Annotated in this window: 16 protein-coding genes; 11 read left to right on the top strand and 5 right to left on the bottom strand. The window is 60.9% G+C overall.

Annotation, left to right across the window (positions count from 1 at the left end):
- Positions 1–23 precede the first annotated feature (23 nt).
- From hisC to ACO1VH_RS08870, 3 genes are all read left to right on the top strand, one after another.
- Complete coding sequence (hisC, locus tag ACO1VH_RS08880; protein WP_486244138.1) at positions 24–1,091, top strand: histidinol-phosphate transaminase; 1,068 nt, start codon at positions 24–26, stop codon at positions 1,089–1,091.
- 147 nt (positions 1,092–1,238) lie between these two features.
- On the top strand, positions 1,239–1,418 hold the full coding sequence (locus ACO1VH_RS08875) for a DUF2970 domain-containing protein (RefSeq protein WP_486244137.1): 180 nt from the start codon (positions 1,239–1,241) through the stop codon (positions 1,416–1,418).
- 162 nt (positions 1,419–1,580) lie between these two features.
- The gene (locus ACO1VH_RS08870; RefSeq protein ID WP_486244136.1) at positions 1,581–2,021 is read left to right on the top strand and encodes a PPC domain-containing DNA-binding protein; all 441 of its coding nucleotides are present in this window, start codon (positions 1,581–1,583) and stop codon (positions 2,019–2,021) included.
- A gap of 26 nt (positions 2,022–2,047) precedes the next feature.
- Here the strand turns inward: ACO1VH_RS08870 and ACO1VH_RS08865 are convergent, their stop codons facing one another.
- Positions 2,048–2,836 (bottom strand): SDR family NAD(P)-dependent oxidoreductase, encoded by a 789-nt coding sequence (locus tag ACO1VH_RS08865; RefSeq protein ID WP_486244135.1) that lies wholly within the window; start codon positions 2,834–2,836, stop codon positions 2,048–2,050.
- Between the two features lie 381 nt (positions 2,837–3,217).
- Between ACO1VH_RS08865 and ACO1VH_RS08860 the strand changes: the two genes are divergently transcribed.
- Both ACO1VH_RS08860 and imuA read left to right on the top strand, forming a co-directional pair.
- Positions 3,218–3,535, top strand: a complete 318-nt coding sequence (locus tag ACO1VH_RS08860) for a BON domain-containing protein (protein WP_486244134.1) — start codon at positions 3,218–3,220, stop codon at positions 3,533–3,535.
- Between the two features lie 316 nt (positions 3,536–3,851).
- Positions 3,852–4,601: a translesion DNA synthesis-associated protein ImuA gene (gene imuA, locus ACO1VH_RS08855; RefSeq protein ID WP_486244133.1), complete on the top strand. Its 750-nt coding sequence runs from the start codon at positions 3,852–3,854 to the stop codon at positions 4,599–4,601.
- Positions 4,602–4,638: 37 nt separating this feature from the next.
- On the opposite strand, the gene ACO1VH_RS08850 is transcribed toward imuA, so the two are convergent.
- From ACO1VH_RS08850 to ACO1VH_RS08840, 3 genes are all read right to left on the bottom strand, one after another.
- Entirely contained in the window at positions 4,639–5,322 is a 684-nt protein-coding gene (locus tag ACO1VH_RS08850) for an energy-coupling factor ABC transporter ATP-binding protein (protein WP_486244132.1), read from the bottom strand.
- Between the two features lie 25 nt (positions 5,323–5,347).
- Positions 5,348–6,052: an ABC transporter permease gene (locus ACO1VH_RS08845; RefSeq protein ID WP_486244131.1), complete on the bottom strand. Its 705-nt coding sequence runs from the start codon at positions 6,050–6,052 to the stop codon at positions 5,348–5,350.
- Positions 6,053–6,191: 139 nt separating this feature from the next.
- On the bottom strand, positions 6,192–7,037 hold the full coding sequence (locus ACO1VH_RS08840; protein ID WP_486244130.1) for a formate dehydrogenase accessory sulfurtransferase FdhD: 846 nt from the start codon (positions 7,035–7,037) through the stop codon (positions 6,192–6,194).
- Between the two features lie 325 nt (positions 7,038–7,362).
- Here ACO1VH_RS08840 and mnmH point away from each other — a divergent pair, with 325 nt between their 5' ends.
- From mnmH to phnE, 6 genes are all read left to right on the top strand, one after another.
- A complete protein-coding gene (gene mnmH / locus ACO1VH_RS08835; protein WP_486244129.1) occupies positions 7,363–8,436 on the top strand; it encodes a tRNA 2-selenouridine(34) synthase MnmH in 1,074 nt (357 codons plus the stop codon).
- 111 nt (positions 8,437–8,547) lie between these two features.
- On the top strand, positions 8,548–9,603 hold the full coding sequence (selD, locus tag ACO1VH_RS08830; protein ID WP_486244128.1) for a selenide, water dikinase SelD: 1,056 nt from the start codon (positions 8,548–8,550) through the stop codon (positions 9,601–9,603).
- A 130-nt stretch (positions 9,604–9,733) separates the two neighbouring features.
- Complete coding sequence (locus ACO1VH_RS08825) at positions 9,734–10,555, top strand: putative selenate ABC transporter substrate-binding protein (RefSeq protein ID WP_486244237.1); 822 nt, start codon at positions 9,734–9,736, stop codon at positions 10,553–10,555.
- A 32-nt stretch (positions 10,556–10,587) separates the two neighbouring features.
- On the top strand, positions 10,588–11,403 hold the full coding sequence (locus tag ACO1VH_RS08820) for a phosphonate ABC transporter ATP-binding protein (RefSeq protein WP_486244127.1): 816 nt from the start codon (positions 10,588–10,590) through the stop codon (positions 11,401–11,403).
- A complete protein-coding gene (locus ACO1VH_RS08815; protein ID WP_486244126.1) occupies positions 11,403–12,254 on the top strand; it encodes a PhnE/PtxC family ABC transporter permease in 852 nt (283 codons plus the stop codon). The genes ACO1VH_RS08820 and ACO1VH_RS08815 overlap by 1 nt, the downstream gene beginning before the upstream one ends.
- On the top strand, positions 12,251–13,072 hold the full coding sequence (gene phnE, locus ACO1VH_RS08810) for a phosphonate ABC transporter, permease protein PhnE (RefSeq protein ID WP_486244125.1): 822 nt from the start codon (positions 12,251–12,253) through the stop codon (positions 13,070–13,072). The genes ACO1VH_RS08815 and phnE overlap by 4 nt, the downstream gene beginning before the upstream one ends.
- Positions 13,073–13,201: 129 nt before the next feature.
- Here the strand turns inward: phnE and ACO1VH_RS08805 are convergent, their stop codons facing one another.
- Positions 13,202–13,525, bottom strand: a complete 324-nt coding sequence (locus tag ACO1VH_RS08805) for a hypothetical protein (RefSeq protein WP_486244124.1) — start codon at positions 13,523–13,525, stop codon at positions 13,202–13,204.
- Positions 13,526–13,537: the final 12 nt, after the last annotated feature.

Genomic DNA, 13,537 nt, shown 5'->3' with positions numbered 1-13,537 from the left:
GTTCGTCAACAAAGGAAGCCGTCATGAGTCAATTCTGGAGCCCGCTGGTACGCACGCTGACCCCCTACGTGCCGGGCGAACAGCCGAAAATCACCGGACTGATCAAGCTCAACACCAACGAGAATCCCTACCCGCCGTCGCCCGCCGTGATGCAGGCGATGCACGACGTCAGCGCCGATGCGCTGCGCCTGTATCCGGACCCGGATTCCAGTGTACTGAAGCAGACGCTGGCCGATTATCACGACGTGCAACCGAACGAAATCTTTGTCGGCAACGGCTCCGACGAAGTACTGGCCTTCGCCTTCATGGCGCTGCTCAAGCATTCCGCACCTTTGCTGTTTCCGGACATTACGTACAGCTTCTATCCGGTCTATGCCAGGTTGTGCGACATCGACTACGAAGAAGTGCCGCTGAACGATGCGATGGAGATCGACATCGCCGATTACGTCAAACGCGAATGCGGCGGCATCATCTTCCCGAATCCGAACGCCCCGACCGGTATCCCGCTGCCGCTGTCGAAGATCGAGGAACTGCTGATCGCGCAACCGAATGCCGTGGTCGTCGTCGACGAAGCCTATGTCGATTTCGGCGGCGAGACCGCGCTGCCGCTGATCCGCAAATATTCGAACCTGCTGGTCGTGCGCACATTCTCGAAGTCACGCTCGCTGGCCGGCCTGCGCGTCGGTTTTGCGATGGGCAATGCCACCCTGATCGAAGGCATGGAGCGCGTGAAGAACAGCTTCAATTCCTATCCGATGGATCGTCTTGCGGTGGCCGGAGCCGTCGCCAGCTACGGTGACGATGCGTATTTCCGTGAAAAGGTGCAAGCCATCATCGACAGCCGCGAACAGATGGCACAGGAGCTGCAGCAGCTCGGCTTTACGGTACTGCCGTCCTGCACGAATTTCATTTTCGCGCGCCACCCGACGATTCCGGCAGAGCAACTGGCTGCCGGACTGCGCGACCGTGCGATCATCGTGCGGCATTTCAAGCATCCGCGCATCGACCAGTATCTGCGCATCAGCATCGGCAATCCGGACGAATGCAGACTGCTGGTGCAAACCCTGGAAATGCTGACGTCACGCTTCTGATCAGCTCGACCATTGGATGCGACGATAACCGCGTCTTGATGAAAACGATGGCAGTCCACACGCCATCGCTATAATCGCAACATCACAACCAGCGAGGATGCGATGCACGGAGACGACGAACAATCGAAAGAAGCGCCCGCCCGGAAGATGTCCTTCTTCGAAACGCTGGGCGCGGTGTTCTGGTCCTTCATCGGACTGCGCCGCCGTTCCGATTACGAGCGCGACGTAACCGGGTTGAATCCGGTCTACGTGATCGTGGCGGCGCTGGTCGGCGTTGCTCTCTTCATCGCCCTTCTGCTGCTGGCCGTTTCGTTCGCGCTCAAATAAGAAACTAGGCATCGCGGCGGCAGCAATCCTCGGACTGCCTCTTCCCGATTCATCAGGCGGCTTCGCCACCTGCATGAATCCTGCGCAATGATCCTGCTCAATGGCAGGAACGAAAGCCGGACAATTCTCTCGAATCTCCATCACGGACAGGAAAGGATTGCCATGCGCGCCAAGCTCATCAATGACGGTTCAGAGAAAACCTACGCACTGATACTGGAAAGCGGCGAGGAAGCCGTTTCACAGTTGCAGCGTTTCGCACGGGAAAACAAGCTGGATGCCAGCCGCTTTACGGCGATCGGCGCCTTCAGCAGTGCCACGCTCGGTTATTTCAACTGGGAAAGCAAGGATTACGAAAACATCCCGATTAACGAGCAGGTCGAGGTGCTGTCGCTGATCGGCGATATCGCGCTGCAGGATGGCGAACCGAAAATTCATGCGCACGTCGTCGTCGGCATGCGTGACGGCAGCGCGCACGGCGGCCATCTGCTGGCGGCCTACGTGCGCCCCACACTGGAAATCCTGCTGACGGAATCGCCAGGCTGGCTCAAGCGCAGCTACGATGCGGAAAGTGGCCTGGCGCTGATCAATGTAGACAGGGAATGAACATTGCCGGCAGGCCGGCGCATGCATCAGAATGCCGAGCGCACCACACCGCCATCCACACGCAGCGCTGCACCGTTGGTAGCCGAAGAGGCTTCCGAACAGACGTAGACCACCATGTTCGCGACTTCTTCGGTCGTCGTGAAGCGCTTCAGCAACGAGGTCGGCCGTACCGTCTGGAAGAACTCCTTTTCGATGACATCGAACGGCTTGTCGCCGGACAGTTTGTGCACGAAGTCGGATACGCCTTCCGATTTCGTCGGTCCCGGCAGCACCGAATTGACAGTCACGCCGGTGCCCGCACAGCTTTCCGCCAGGCCGCGCGCGAGACTGATCTGCGCAGTCTTCGTCACGCCGTAATGGATCATCTCGACCGGAATCTGCACGCCGCTTTCGCTGCTGATGAAAACGATGCGTCCCCAGTCGCGCGTCTTCATGCGCGGCAGATAGGCGCGCGACAGACGCACGCCCGACATCACGTTGACATCGAAGAAGCGCTGCCAGTCTTCATCCGGAATTTCTTCGAACGGCTTGGGGTCGAAAATGCCGAGATTGTTGACCAGCACGTCCACAGCCGGATGACGCCGCACCAGTTCGTCGATCCGCGCAGCATCCGATAGGTCGCCCGCGTAACCTTCCACTTGCGCATCGGGTACTTCCTTGCGCAATGCCGCCAGTGCCTGATCAACCGATTGCGAGGTGCGCCCATTGATGATCACGCGCGCACCTTCACGCGCCAGTCCTGCCGCAATCGCATAACCGATTCCCTTCGTCGATCCTGATACCAGAGCGAGCTTGTTCTTCAGATGCAGATCCATGAATGTTCTCCAGTGATGAAATTGGAAGCATGAGGCAGGGAGCACTGCACGCGGACAACGACAGCTTCGTGCGTTCCTGCACGCAGTGTAGGACATCGACGACAACGATGCCGCAGGTCTTGAAACGACGGCGTCATGCGTTTGTAAAAAATACCGGCGCGTTCGCTTCTTTTCTCTCTATTCATCCCCGAAAAACGGCCTGAAGAAATCTCGTTTCAGGCCGCAAAGCATTGCAGTACAAGGCTTTCAGATGAAAACACGATGACTGGCACGGTAAATGCCTCATACATATCGGAAGCCATCGCGTTGCCGCATCTGTTCCGGCATGCATTGCATACCGTGCGGCAATCCTTCTTCATTCCAAAAACAAGGAGTAACGCCATGAAAAAACTGATGACCATCCTGCTGACGCTGACCTTTGCTGCCTTTACCGCTGCATGCTCATCTACCGCGACCTCGCGCAGTACCGGACAGACCTTCGACGATGCGACACTGACCAGCAAGGTCAAGAACGAGATCGCCCAGAATCAGGGCATCAGCAAGGCGGCTGCCATTAACGTCGACACCTATCGCGGCGTCGTATCGCTGGCCGGCTTCGTCGACAATCGCGACCAGGCCGCTGCTGCCGTTCAGTCGGCAAAAAGCGTCGAAGGCGTGAAAGACGTCAAAAACAATCTGCAGATCAAGCCGTCCAAATAACCGGCTTTGCAGAACGGCTTCATAAGAAGCCATCAGAAAGAAACAGCCCCGTCGGCCTTGTGCCATGACAGGGCTGTTTCTCTTGGGAGAATGGCTCGCATTCACGCCCTTATCCGCATTCTTGCGCTCCCGCGCTCTTCCTTCCCTGGAGCTGTATAGCTTGCCTATCGTCTAGCGAACGCCGGACGGGCCTTCAGAGCGAAATGCGGCAAAATTGCCACATCCATCATGCAGCCTCTTCCAATACTGTATAAACATACAGTATATTTGCGTTGTCGCGGCGCTGCCGCACTTCGTCAACCACTCAGGAGGTCCCATGGCTGCAGTCCCGTCCGCTATCCCGTTTAGCTCATTGGGCGCATCGTCGACGCCGTTGTCGTCCCGTTCCGCTTCCATCGGCTCCGGCCATCCTTCGCTGGACCGCAGTCTCCCTAACGGCGGCTGGCCGACCGGTACGATGACCGAACTACTGCTCGCCCATCCTGACAGCGGTGAACTGCGCCTGCTGGCACCAGCACTGATACGCATCGTTCATGCAGGCAAGAAATTGGTGGTACTGGCACCCTCCTATATCCCGTTCGCGGCAGCGCTGCATGAACTGGGCATCGACAGCAGACACATCCTGTCCATCGAGGCAGAGCAACCTGCCGATCGGCTCGCTTCGGTAGAACAATTGCTGAAGACGAAGAATGCAGGTGGGCTGCTGTGCTGGCTGCCGGAAGCGCGTGACGACCATCTGCGTCGCCTGCAGCAAGCCGCTGCCTGCTTCGACGGACCGACTTTCCTGTTTCGTCCGCTGCCGGCACAGAATCAGCCTTCTCCCGCACCGCTGCGCCTGCTCTGCCAGCCGATGCCGGCAGGCCGGATGTCGGTCGAGATCATCAAGCGGCGTGGTCCGGTGCATCTCGATCCGATGATCCTGCCGCTGTCGTTGCCGGAAATCATGGCGAGATCGCTGCCGACGCGCACGCCAGCAACGATGGCAAGCGCAACGGCCAAACCGCTGATGTCCGTGGTACGCCCGTTACGGCCGCTGCGCGGGATTCAAACGCCCTTATCCGTCTGAGCCGCTAGGTCGCCGAGTCGTTGAACCGCCAGGCTGTTTAATCGGGATTGCCCTGCAAGGGAAGATTGATCTGCCTGACTTCCATGCGGCCATCGCGGATCTTCAGACGCTGTACGCCGGGCAGCGCAATCAGGTCGCGATCATGGCAGGCCATGATGATGCTGTGTCCTTCGGCGACCAGTGCGGGGATCAGCGAAATCACCTGCTCACGCGCGGCGCCATCGAGGTTGGCGGTCGGCTCGTCCAGCAGCAGCAGCTTCGGCGACAGCACGCGCGCGCGCGCCAGCGCCACGCGCTGCTTTTCACCGCCTGACAGGTAGTTCGGCACGCTGTTGCGAAGATGCGTGATGCCGGCCCAGACAATCGCTTCCTCGACCTTTTCCTTGATGATCTTCTTCGGCACGCCGCGCGCAGCGAGTCCATAGCCGATATTGTCGGCAACACTGGTCGAAAACATCACCGGATGCTGATGCACGTAAAGAACATCGTCGCGCATCGCGCGCGGATAGGGCGACAAGCTGACCGACTGCCCCATGAAACACACATCGGCCACATCGGCCGACTCCAGACCGGCCAGGATGCGCATCAGCGTGCTCTTGCCTGAGCCGTTCACGCCCGTCAGCACATAGGCGCGCGACGCCATGATCGACAGGTTTTCGATGTCGAGCAGGCGCCGCCGGTGAAAATTCTTCTGCAGATGCCGGATTCCGAACAGTTCCATCGATGTCTCCATCAGGCATTCCTTATCAGGCGTTTCTTGCAGGACGCGTATCGCCCTGAAGCAACAGCATTCCCGCATTGATCAGCAGCGCGATTGCGATCAGCACGATCCCGAGCGCAATGCCTTGCGCAAACTCGCCCTTGCTGGTTTCCAGCGCAATCGCAGTCGTGATCGTGCGCGTCTCGCCTGCGATATTCCCGCCGACCATCATGGCGCAGCCGACTTCCGAAATCACCCGGCCGAAGCCGTTGATGACCGCCGCCATCACGCCGAAACGTACTTCATGCAAGACCGTAAGCATCACACGCCACGGGGATGCGCCATGCACGATGGCCGTCTCCGCCAGCCGCGGATCGGCAGCCTGCACCGCCGACAGCGTAAACGCGACCAGCACCGGCAGCACGATCAATATCTGGCCGAATATGATGCCGGTTTGCGTAAACAGCCATTGCATCGGGCCCATTGGTCCCTGGCGCGACAACACCAGATAAAGCAGCAGACCGACCAGCACCGTCGGCAGCGACAGCGTCGCCTGCGCAATCCAGATGACGATGCGGCGGCCGATGAATTCACGCGTGGCGATCAGGTAGCCGATCAGCACGGCGATCGGCGTGGCGACCAGCAAGCCGACCAGGGAGGTCTTCAGCGATATCCAGATGATTTTCCAGAGCACCGGATCGCCGGAGAACAGCAGGCCGAACGCATCGCGGGTAGCGTCGATGAGGGACATGGCATCGAAGAGTGAGACGGCGGCAGGCAGTTGCCATCGTCATGTTGAACAGCCGCAATTCTAGCGCACCGTCACGGTGCGGCAAACGATTACGCGCGAGATTGCACGTGATGCGGCTGGTGAGAAGTTTTCAGGAGAATCAGGCGACGCGCAGCGAAGCGTCGAGCAGATGCGGCTCGTAGACCATTCGCTGCTTGCCCGTCACCAGCAGGAAATGGCGTCCCGTGCAGCGGGCCAGCAGCGTCATGCCGGTTTTTTCCGCGACTGCATGGCCGGTCTGCGTCGTGCCGGAACGCGAAATGAGGAAGGGAATGCCCATCTGCGCGCCCTTGATCACCATCTCGGAAGTCAGCCGTCCGGTCGTATAGAACACCTTGTCACCGCCCTGCACATCGTCCAGCCACATCATGCCGGCAATCGAATCGACGGCGTTGTGACGGCCGACATCCTCGATGAAATACAGCAGATCGCCGTCGGCCGAGAACAGCCCGCATCCGTGGACGGAACCGGCCTTCACATAGATGGAATCCTGCGTGCGTATCGTATTGACGATGCGATACAGCACCGATTGCTTCAGCCGCGCATCGGCCGGTAGCGCGATCGCATCGATCTCGTCCATCAGATCGCCGAACATCGTCCCCTGCCCGCAACCCGTGGTCACCACGCGGCGCGCAGTCCGTTGCTCGATGTCGTCGATACCGCCGCGCGTAGTCACCATGACCTTGTTTGCCGGCCAATCGACGTGGATGGAAACGATATCCTCCACGCGCTCCACCAGCCGCTGGTTGCGCAGGTAGCCGAGCGTCAATGCCTCGGGGGCTGCGCCCAGCGTCATCAGCGTGATCAGCTCGCGTCCGTCGACGAGCACCGTCAGCGGACGCTCGGCCGGAATCGAAATCGTCGAGACGTGCCGCGTCTCGTCGATCGCATCGACTTCGTAGGTCAGCTTGACCGGCGAACCGGTGAATTCTGGGCGGTACGGCATGTTTGCAGATAGTGAAAGCCGGATGACGGCGTTTCTGAAGGCGATATATGGTGCGCTGGTGTGTCAGTGTGATTTCAGGCACGACATCGAGGCACAAAAAGCAGCATGTAGAAAAGCTAATTTCCACGCTGCGCGAATATCGAATTATAGCCGGGACACCCTGTTTTTGCCCTGCGATGGTGCGGATGATCGCGCGGATTGACGGGCTTGATGGCTCGCCTGCGTAATATCGAGGATAATGCCGTCCTTATACGCATTTACGCACTTATATGCAATTTTGCTATACGCAGTTTTCTGCGTAGCGATCACGTAACCATCTTCTTCGATGAAATACCCCGCCCTGCTTCCCATCCAAGACGTTTTGTCGCGGCTCGACCAGTTCGATACCGTGATCGACGTGCGCAGCCCGGGTGAATTCGAAGAAGATCATCTTCCCGGCGCCATCAACTGCCCGGTTCTCGGCAACGACGAACGCATCAAGGTCGGCACGCTGTACCGCCACGCCGGCACCTTCGAAGCGAAAAAGATCGGCGCGGCGCTGGTCGCAAAAAACATCGCGCTGCATATCGAAACCCGTTTCATCGACCAGCCGCATAACTGGAAGCCGCTGGTCTATTGCTGGCGCGGCGGCAATCGCAGCGGCGCAATGGCCCACATCTTCGGACGCATCGGCTGGCAGGTCGTGCAGCTCGAAGGGGGCTACAAATCTTTCCGCGGACAGGTCAACAGCGATCTGGCCGTGCTGCCTTCCGGACTGCAATTCACCGTGCTGTGCGGGCCGACCGGCAGCGGCAAGAGCCGCCTGCTGCAGACGCTGGCCGCCGAAGGCGCGCAGGTGCTGGATCTGGAGCAGCTGGCCGCGCATCGCGGCTCGGTACTCGGCAACCTGCCGGCGATGCCGCAACCTTCGCAGAAACTGTTCGAAAGCCGCATTTGGCAACTGCTGCGCAGCTTCGACCCATCTCGCCCCGTCTTCGTCGAAGCGGAAAGCAAGAAGGTCGGCAAGCTGCGCGTGCCCGACGCGCTGATGGACAGGATGCGCGCATCGGCCTGCATCTCGGTCGAACTGGCGCTGCCGCTACGCGTGCAATTGCTGATGGAAGACTATCCGCATTTCGTCGCCGATCCTGAGCAGCTGAATACGCAGCTCGGCTTCCTGACGCCGCTGCACGGCAAGGAAAAGATCGCCGAATGGCAGCAGCTGGCGCTGGCCGGCCGCACGGCCGAAGTCGTGGAAGCGCTGCTGCGCCAGCATTACGATCCCGGCTATATGCAATCGATACGCCGCAATTTCAGCCTCTTCGACCAGGCCACGCCGCTGGCCTTGCCGGGCATCTCCGACAACGTCTTCCGAGAGACGAGCTCACAGTTACGCGCAGCCGAACTGGTCCATTCCTGATGCACCGATCGGCCCGCCCTGGCGCAGCCGACCGTTGCACTGTCCGCAGTACAAATCAGCAGCAACGATTAGAAGTAACAACCCGCAGCAATCACCAAACGCACTGACAACATGACCGATCTCAAGACACCCGATATTCGACTGACCTCGTTCTCGCACGGCGGCGGCTGCGGCTGCAAGATCGCGCCCGGCGTGCTGACGGAAATTCTCAAGGGAACCGGCGGCCTGCCGATGCCGAAGGAACTGCTGGTCGGCATCGAAACCTCCGATGATGCCGCCGTCTACAAGCTGAACGATGAACAGGCGCTGATCGCCACCACCGATTTCTTCATGCCCATCGTCGACGATCCGTTCGACTTCGGCCGCATTGCCGCAACCAACGCGATCTCCGACGTCTATGCGATGGGTGGCACGCCAATCATGGCGCTGGCGCTGGTCGGCATGCCGGTCAGCCAATTGCCGCCGGGCGTCATCGGCAAGATCCTGAAAGGCGGCGAGACCGTCTGCGCGCAAGCCGGCATCCCGATCGCCGGCGGCCATACGATCGATTCGGTCGAGCCGATCTACGGTCTGGTCGTAATGGGCCTTGTCCATCCGTCGAAGATCAAGCGCAATGCCGATGCACGTGCCGGCGATAAGCTCATTCTCGGCAAGCCGCTGGGCGTGGGCGTGCTGTCCGCCGCGCTGAAGAAAAACCTGCTCGATACGGCCGGCTATACGACGATGGTCGCCGCCACGACCAAGCTGAATACGCCAGGCCGCAAGCTCGCGCAGCTGGACGGCGTCCACGCGCTGACCGATGTCACCGGCTTCGGCCTGCTCGGCCATCTGCTCGAACTGGCACGCGGTGCAAAACTGCGCGCACGCATCGACATGCAGGCGGTGCCTTTCCTGCCGCAGGTCGTGTCGCTGGCAGAGCAAGGCTGCGTGACCGGCGCATCCGGGCGCAACTGGCAAAGTTACGGCCACGATGTGGCACTGGCAACGTCGGTTCCTCCACTTCAGCAAGCGCTGTTGACCGATCCGCAGACCGCCGGCGGCCTGCTGGTATCCTGCTCGCCCGAAGCGGTCGATGAAGTATTGGCGGTTTTCCGCGAGGAAGGCTTTGCCGATGCCGCCGTGATCGGCGACATGCAACAGGGCGCCGCCGGCATCGACGTCGCCTGAATCATTGCGCAGCATTTTAACCAGCCGTTTCCTGTTCTCGTTTCCTATTCTCATCAACCAGAAAGAGACCATCATGATCCGTTCCTCCTTCTTCAAGCTTCCCGTACTGGCAGCAGCATTCCTGACGACGATGGCCATCGGCCTGACGCCGGCTGCGCACGCGCAGCAGAAAGTGTTCCGCGTTTCCGCCATTCCCGATGAAGCGCCGACCGAACTGCAGCGCAAGTTCAAGCCGCTGGGCGAATACCTATCGCAGAAGATCGGCATGAAGGTCGAATTCACGCCGGTGACCGACTATGCAGCCTCGGTCGAAGGCCTGATCAACCACAAGCTGGACATGGTGTGGTTCGGCGGCTTCACCTTCGTACAGGCCAACGTGCGCAGCGGCGGCAAGATCGTCCCGCTGGTGCAGCGCGAGGAAGACGAGAAATTCCGTTCGGTCTTCATCACCACCGACAAGTCGATCAACAAGCTGGAAGACCTGAAGGGCAAGAACTTCAGCTTCGGCGCCGAATCGTCGACGTCCGGCCACCTGATGCCGCGCTCCTTCCTGCTGTCCGCCAAGATCAATCCGGACATGGACATGAAGCGCGTTTCCTATTCCGGCGCGCATGATGCAACCGTGGCAGCCGTCGCCGGTGGCAAGGTCGATGCCGGCGCGCTGAACATCTCGGTCTGGGAAAAACTGGTCGAGGCCGGCAAGGTCGACACGAGCAAGGTCCGTGTGTTCTACACCACGCCGCCGTACTTCGACTACAACTGGAGCGTGCGCAGCGACATCGATCCGGCCGTGCGCAAGAAGCTGACCGATGCCTTCCTGTCGCTGAACGCCGATACGCCGCAAGGCAAGGAAATCCTGCAATTGCAACGTGCGACGCGCTTCATTCCGACCAAGCCGGAAAATTACAAGGCCATCGAGGCAGCCGCGCGCAATGCGGGCCTGCTGAAGTAATTGCACAAAGATAGATTGATACGGATTCGTCGATGACGTTCGAGCTTCAAGACATCGCCGCGCGCCACATCGGCGCGGCGAAAAACGCCTATGCGCTGCGCGGCCTGTCGCTGCGCATCGCACAGGGAGAACAGATCGCACTGATCGGGCCGTCCGGCGCCGGCAAGACCAGCCTGCTGCATACGCTGGCCTGCGCGCTGAAACCCGAACAGGGCAGCCTGCGCGTCTTCGACGAAAATCCGTGGGAAGCACCGGGCGGCGCACGCCACGCCTTGCGCGCCCGTCTCTTTCTTGCACCGCAGACGCCGCCGCTGCCGCCGCGCCAGCGCGTCGTCAATGCGGTACTGGCGGGACGCCTACCGCAGTGGAACATCTGGCAGGCGATCCGTTCGCTGATCCACCCTCTCGATCCGGCGGCGGCCTACGATGCGCTCGCGCATTTCAACCTGCAGGACAAGCTGTACGCGCGCGTCGATCGCCTGTCCGGCGGCGAGCGCCAGCGCTGCGGCATGGCGCGTGCACTGGTATCGCAGGCCGAGGCCTTTCTCGTCGACGAGCCGCTGTCCGCGCTCGACCCGACACTCTCCGTACAGACGCTGAACGTATTGCAGCGCGAAGCGCACAATCGCAATGCCACGCTGGTCTGCAGCCTGCACCAGGTCGAACTGGCGCGCGCGCATTTTCCGCGCATCGTCGGCCTGCGCGACGGCCGCATCGTCTTCGATGCCGCCAGCGGCGACATCAGCGATGCGATGATCGCCGAGCTGTATCGCAACCGGCAGGACGAGTTGCTTCCGGCATCGTCCGACCATTCGGAAATCGCCGTTGCGGCGACGCCGCGCTGCTGATGTCCGCGCTTCATCCCTCCATTCATCCATCCGGCATGCCGCCGCGCGATCCTGCATGGCGTGGCCGCATCATTGGCTGCATCGTCTTCGTGCTGGTGTTGTGGCCGATGCTGGTGCAAGCCGAGTTCAAGCCGTGGATACTGTTCGATGCACAAAGCCTGCAGGCCACCGGCAATTTCGTCGCCAGCTTCTTCCCGCCTGCGCACTCGGCCGAATTCCTCCAGCTCGTTGCCGTATCGACGTGGGAAACCGTCGCCATGGCCACCGCCGGCATGGCGCTGGCGATGCTGGCCGCCATCCCCATGACGCTGCTGTCGACCGAGCTGCTGTCCGTCTCGCGCCTCGGCAGCGGCCGCGTGGCGCGCCTGCCGGCATGGCTGCGGCAAACGGTACGCTGGTTCCTGATCGTGCTGCGCAGCATTCCGGAACTGGTGTGGGCGCTGCTGCTGGTGCGCATCGTCGGCCTCGGCCCGACCGCCGGCGTCATCGCGATCGCGCTGACCTATTGCGGCATGCTGGGTAAGGTCTATGCCGACATTCTGGAATCGTCGGAAGCAGCCGCATCGAATGCATTGCTGCAGAACGGCAGCGGCCGCCTCGCCGCCTTCCTGTACGGTGCGCTGCCTGAAGCTGCGTCCGAGCTGCTGTCGTATACGGTCTATCGCTGGGAATGCGCGATCCGCGGCTCCATCGTCATGGGCTTCGTCGGCGCAGGCGGACTGGGTCAGCGGATGGACGAGTCGATCAAGATGATGGCCGGCGGCGAACTGTCGACCATGCTGATCGTGTTCATCCTGCTGGTGGCGGCGGCCGACGCCGTCTCCGCCCTGCTACGCAGGAGGCTGGATTGAAACCTGCATTCAAAGCCGAATTGAAGGCCGAGCGCATCCTGCCGCCTGCCCCGCGCACCCACTGGTCGAACGTGCTGCTGCTGATCGGCCTGATCGCGCTGGTCGCCGCCAGCTTTGCGACACTGCCGCTGAAGTGGCACGACTTCTTCAGCGCCGATGCAATCCGCACCACGCGCGAATTCCTGCACGGATTCATGCCGCCCGAATTGCGTCCTGCCTTCCTGACGAAAATCGCGATCGCCACTTTCGAAACGTTTGCGATGTCGGCCATCGGCACGCTGATTGCCGCGTTCCTGGGTGTACTGCTCGGCCTGCCGGCCAGCGGACGCTTCGGATTGACGGCACGGCTTGCCACGCGCGGCGTGCTGAACGTGCTGCGCTCGATCCCGGAACTGGTCTGGGCGTCGGTGCTGCTGATCGCTGCCGGACTCGGCCCGTTCGCCGGCACGCTGGCGCTGGCGCTGCATACGTTCGGCGTGCTCGGCCGCCTGTTTGCCGATGCGTTCGAGAACTGCCCGCCGCAGGCTGCCGCGACGTTGCGCATCAATGGCGCCCATCCGATTGCTGCATTCTTCTATGCGACGCTGCCGCAAAGCAGCCCGCAACTGATGTCCTACACGCTGTACCGCTGGGAAAACAATATCCGCGCTGCCGCCATCCTCGGCGTGGTCGGCGCCGGCGGGCTGGGGCAGATGCTGAAATACCATCTGTCGCTGTTCCAGATGCCGCAGGCAGCCAGCGTGATCATCGCGATGATCCTGATGGTGGGCGTGGTGGATGGATTGAGCTATCTGCTGCGCAGAATGATGACGCGTTGATCCCGGATGACCGCAACGGCAACCGGCTTCCCGGACGATGGCTGCCCTGTTAAAAAGAAAACCGCCGCATGAAAAACGCGCGCCGACGAGAGCATCGCCGGCGCGCGTTCGTACAGGAAAACGATCGGCCTATTTCTTGGCGCCTGCCGCAGGAACAGGTTTGGCATCCGCCACCCCGACATCGGCCGCAGCCAACGGGACATAGGGGCCGGGATTTGTGCACGGCGGCACCTGCGCGTTCGGTTTCGGCTTGCCCTTTTCTCTCAGATATTGTGCTGCGACGCGGTCCTGCACCAGACACAGCTTGTAGGCGGCAACCTTGCTGCTCCAAGCCGTCTTGTTCTTGGCTTCCGCAGCCTTCGCCTTGGCAGCGTCATCCAGCGGCGGCAGTTTGGCAGCAGCCGCTCCGGCAACCATCATCGCAGCCAGCGCAATCGACAATTTCGCGTTCATCTTCCTCTCCTT

The organism is Oxalicibacterium sp., assembly GCF_057353965.1.
The sequence above is the reverse complement of the archived record's forward strand: the minus strand, read 5'-3'. Positions and strand labels throughout refer to the sequence as shown.

Excerpts from the sequence above, each read along its gene's own strand:
- hisC (WP_486244138.1), top strand. The coding sequence starts at position 24 with ATGAGTCAATTCTGGAGCCCGCTGGTACGCACGCTGACCCCCTACGTG.
- ACO1VH_RS08875 (WP_486244137.1), top strand. The coding sequence starts at position 1,239 with ATGTCCTTCTTCGAAACGCTGGGCGCGGTGTTCTGGTCCTTCATCGGA.
- ACO1VH_RS08870 (WP_486244136.1), top strand. The coding sequence starts at position 1,581 with ATGCGCGCCAAGCTCATCAATGACGGTTCAGAGAAAACCTACGCACTG.
- ACO1VH_RS08865 (WP_486244135.1), bottom strand. The coding sequence starts at position 2,836 with ATGGATCTGCATCTGAAGAACAAGCTCGCTCTGGTATCAGGATCGACG.
- ACO1VH_RS08860 (WP_486244134.1), top strand. The coding sequence starts at position 3,218 with ATGAAAAAACTGATGACCATCCTGCTGACGCTGACCTTTGCTGCCTTT.
- imuA (WP_486244133.1), top strand. The coding sequence starts at position 3,852 with ATGGCTGCAGTCCCGTCCGCTATCCCGTTTAGCTCATTGGGCGCATCG.
- ACO1VH_RS08850 (WP_486244132.1), bottom strand. The coding sequence starts at position 5,322 with ATGGAACTGTTCGGAATCCGGCATCTGCAGAAGAATTTTCACCGGCGG.
- ACO1VH_RS08845 (WP_486244131.1), bottom strand. The coding sequence starts at position 6,052 with ATGTCCCTCATCGACGCTACCCGCGATGCGTTCGGCCTGCTGTTCTCC.
- ACO1VH_RS08840 (WP_486244130.1), bottom strand. The coding sequence starts at position 7,037 with ATGCCGTACCGCCCAGAATTCACCGGTTCGCCGGTCAAGCTGACCTAC.
- mnmH (WP_486244129.1), top strand. The coding sequence starts at position 7,363 with ATGAAATACCCCGCCCTGCTTCCCATCCAAGACGTTTTGTCGCGGCTC.
- selD (WP_486244128.1), top strand. The coding sequence starts at position 8,548 with ATGACCGATCTCAAGACACCCGATATTCGACTGACCTCGTTCTCGCAC.
- ACO1VH_RS08825 (WP_486244237.1), top strand. The coding sequence starts at position 9,734 with ATGGCCATCGGCCTGACGCCGGCTGCGCACGCGCAGCAGAAAGTGTTC.
- ACO1VH_RS08820 (WP_486244127.1), top strand. The coding sequence starts at position 10,588 with ATGACGTTCGAGCTTCAAGACATCGCCGCGCGCCACATCGGCGCGGCG.
- ACO1VH_RS08815 (WP_486244126.1), top strand. The coding sequence starts at position 11,403 with ATGTCCGCGCTTCATCCCTCCATTCATCCATCCGGCATGCCGCCGCGC.
- ACO1VH_RS08805 (WP_486244124.1), bottom strand. The coding sequence starts at position 13,525 with ATGAACGCGAAATTGTCGATTGCGCTGGCTGCGATGATGGTTGCCGGA.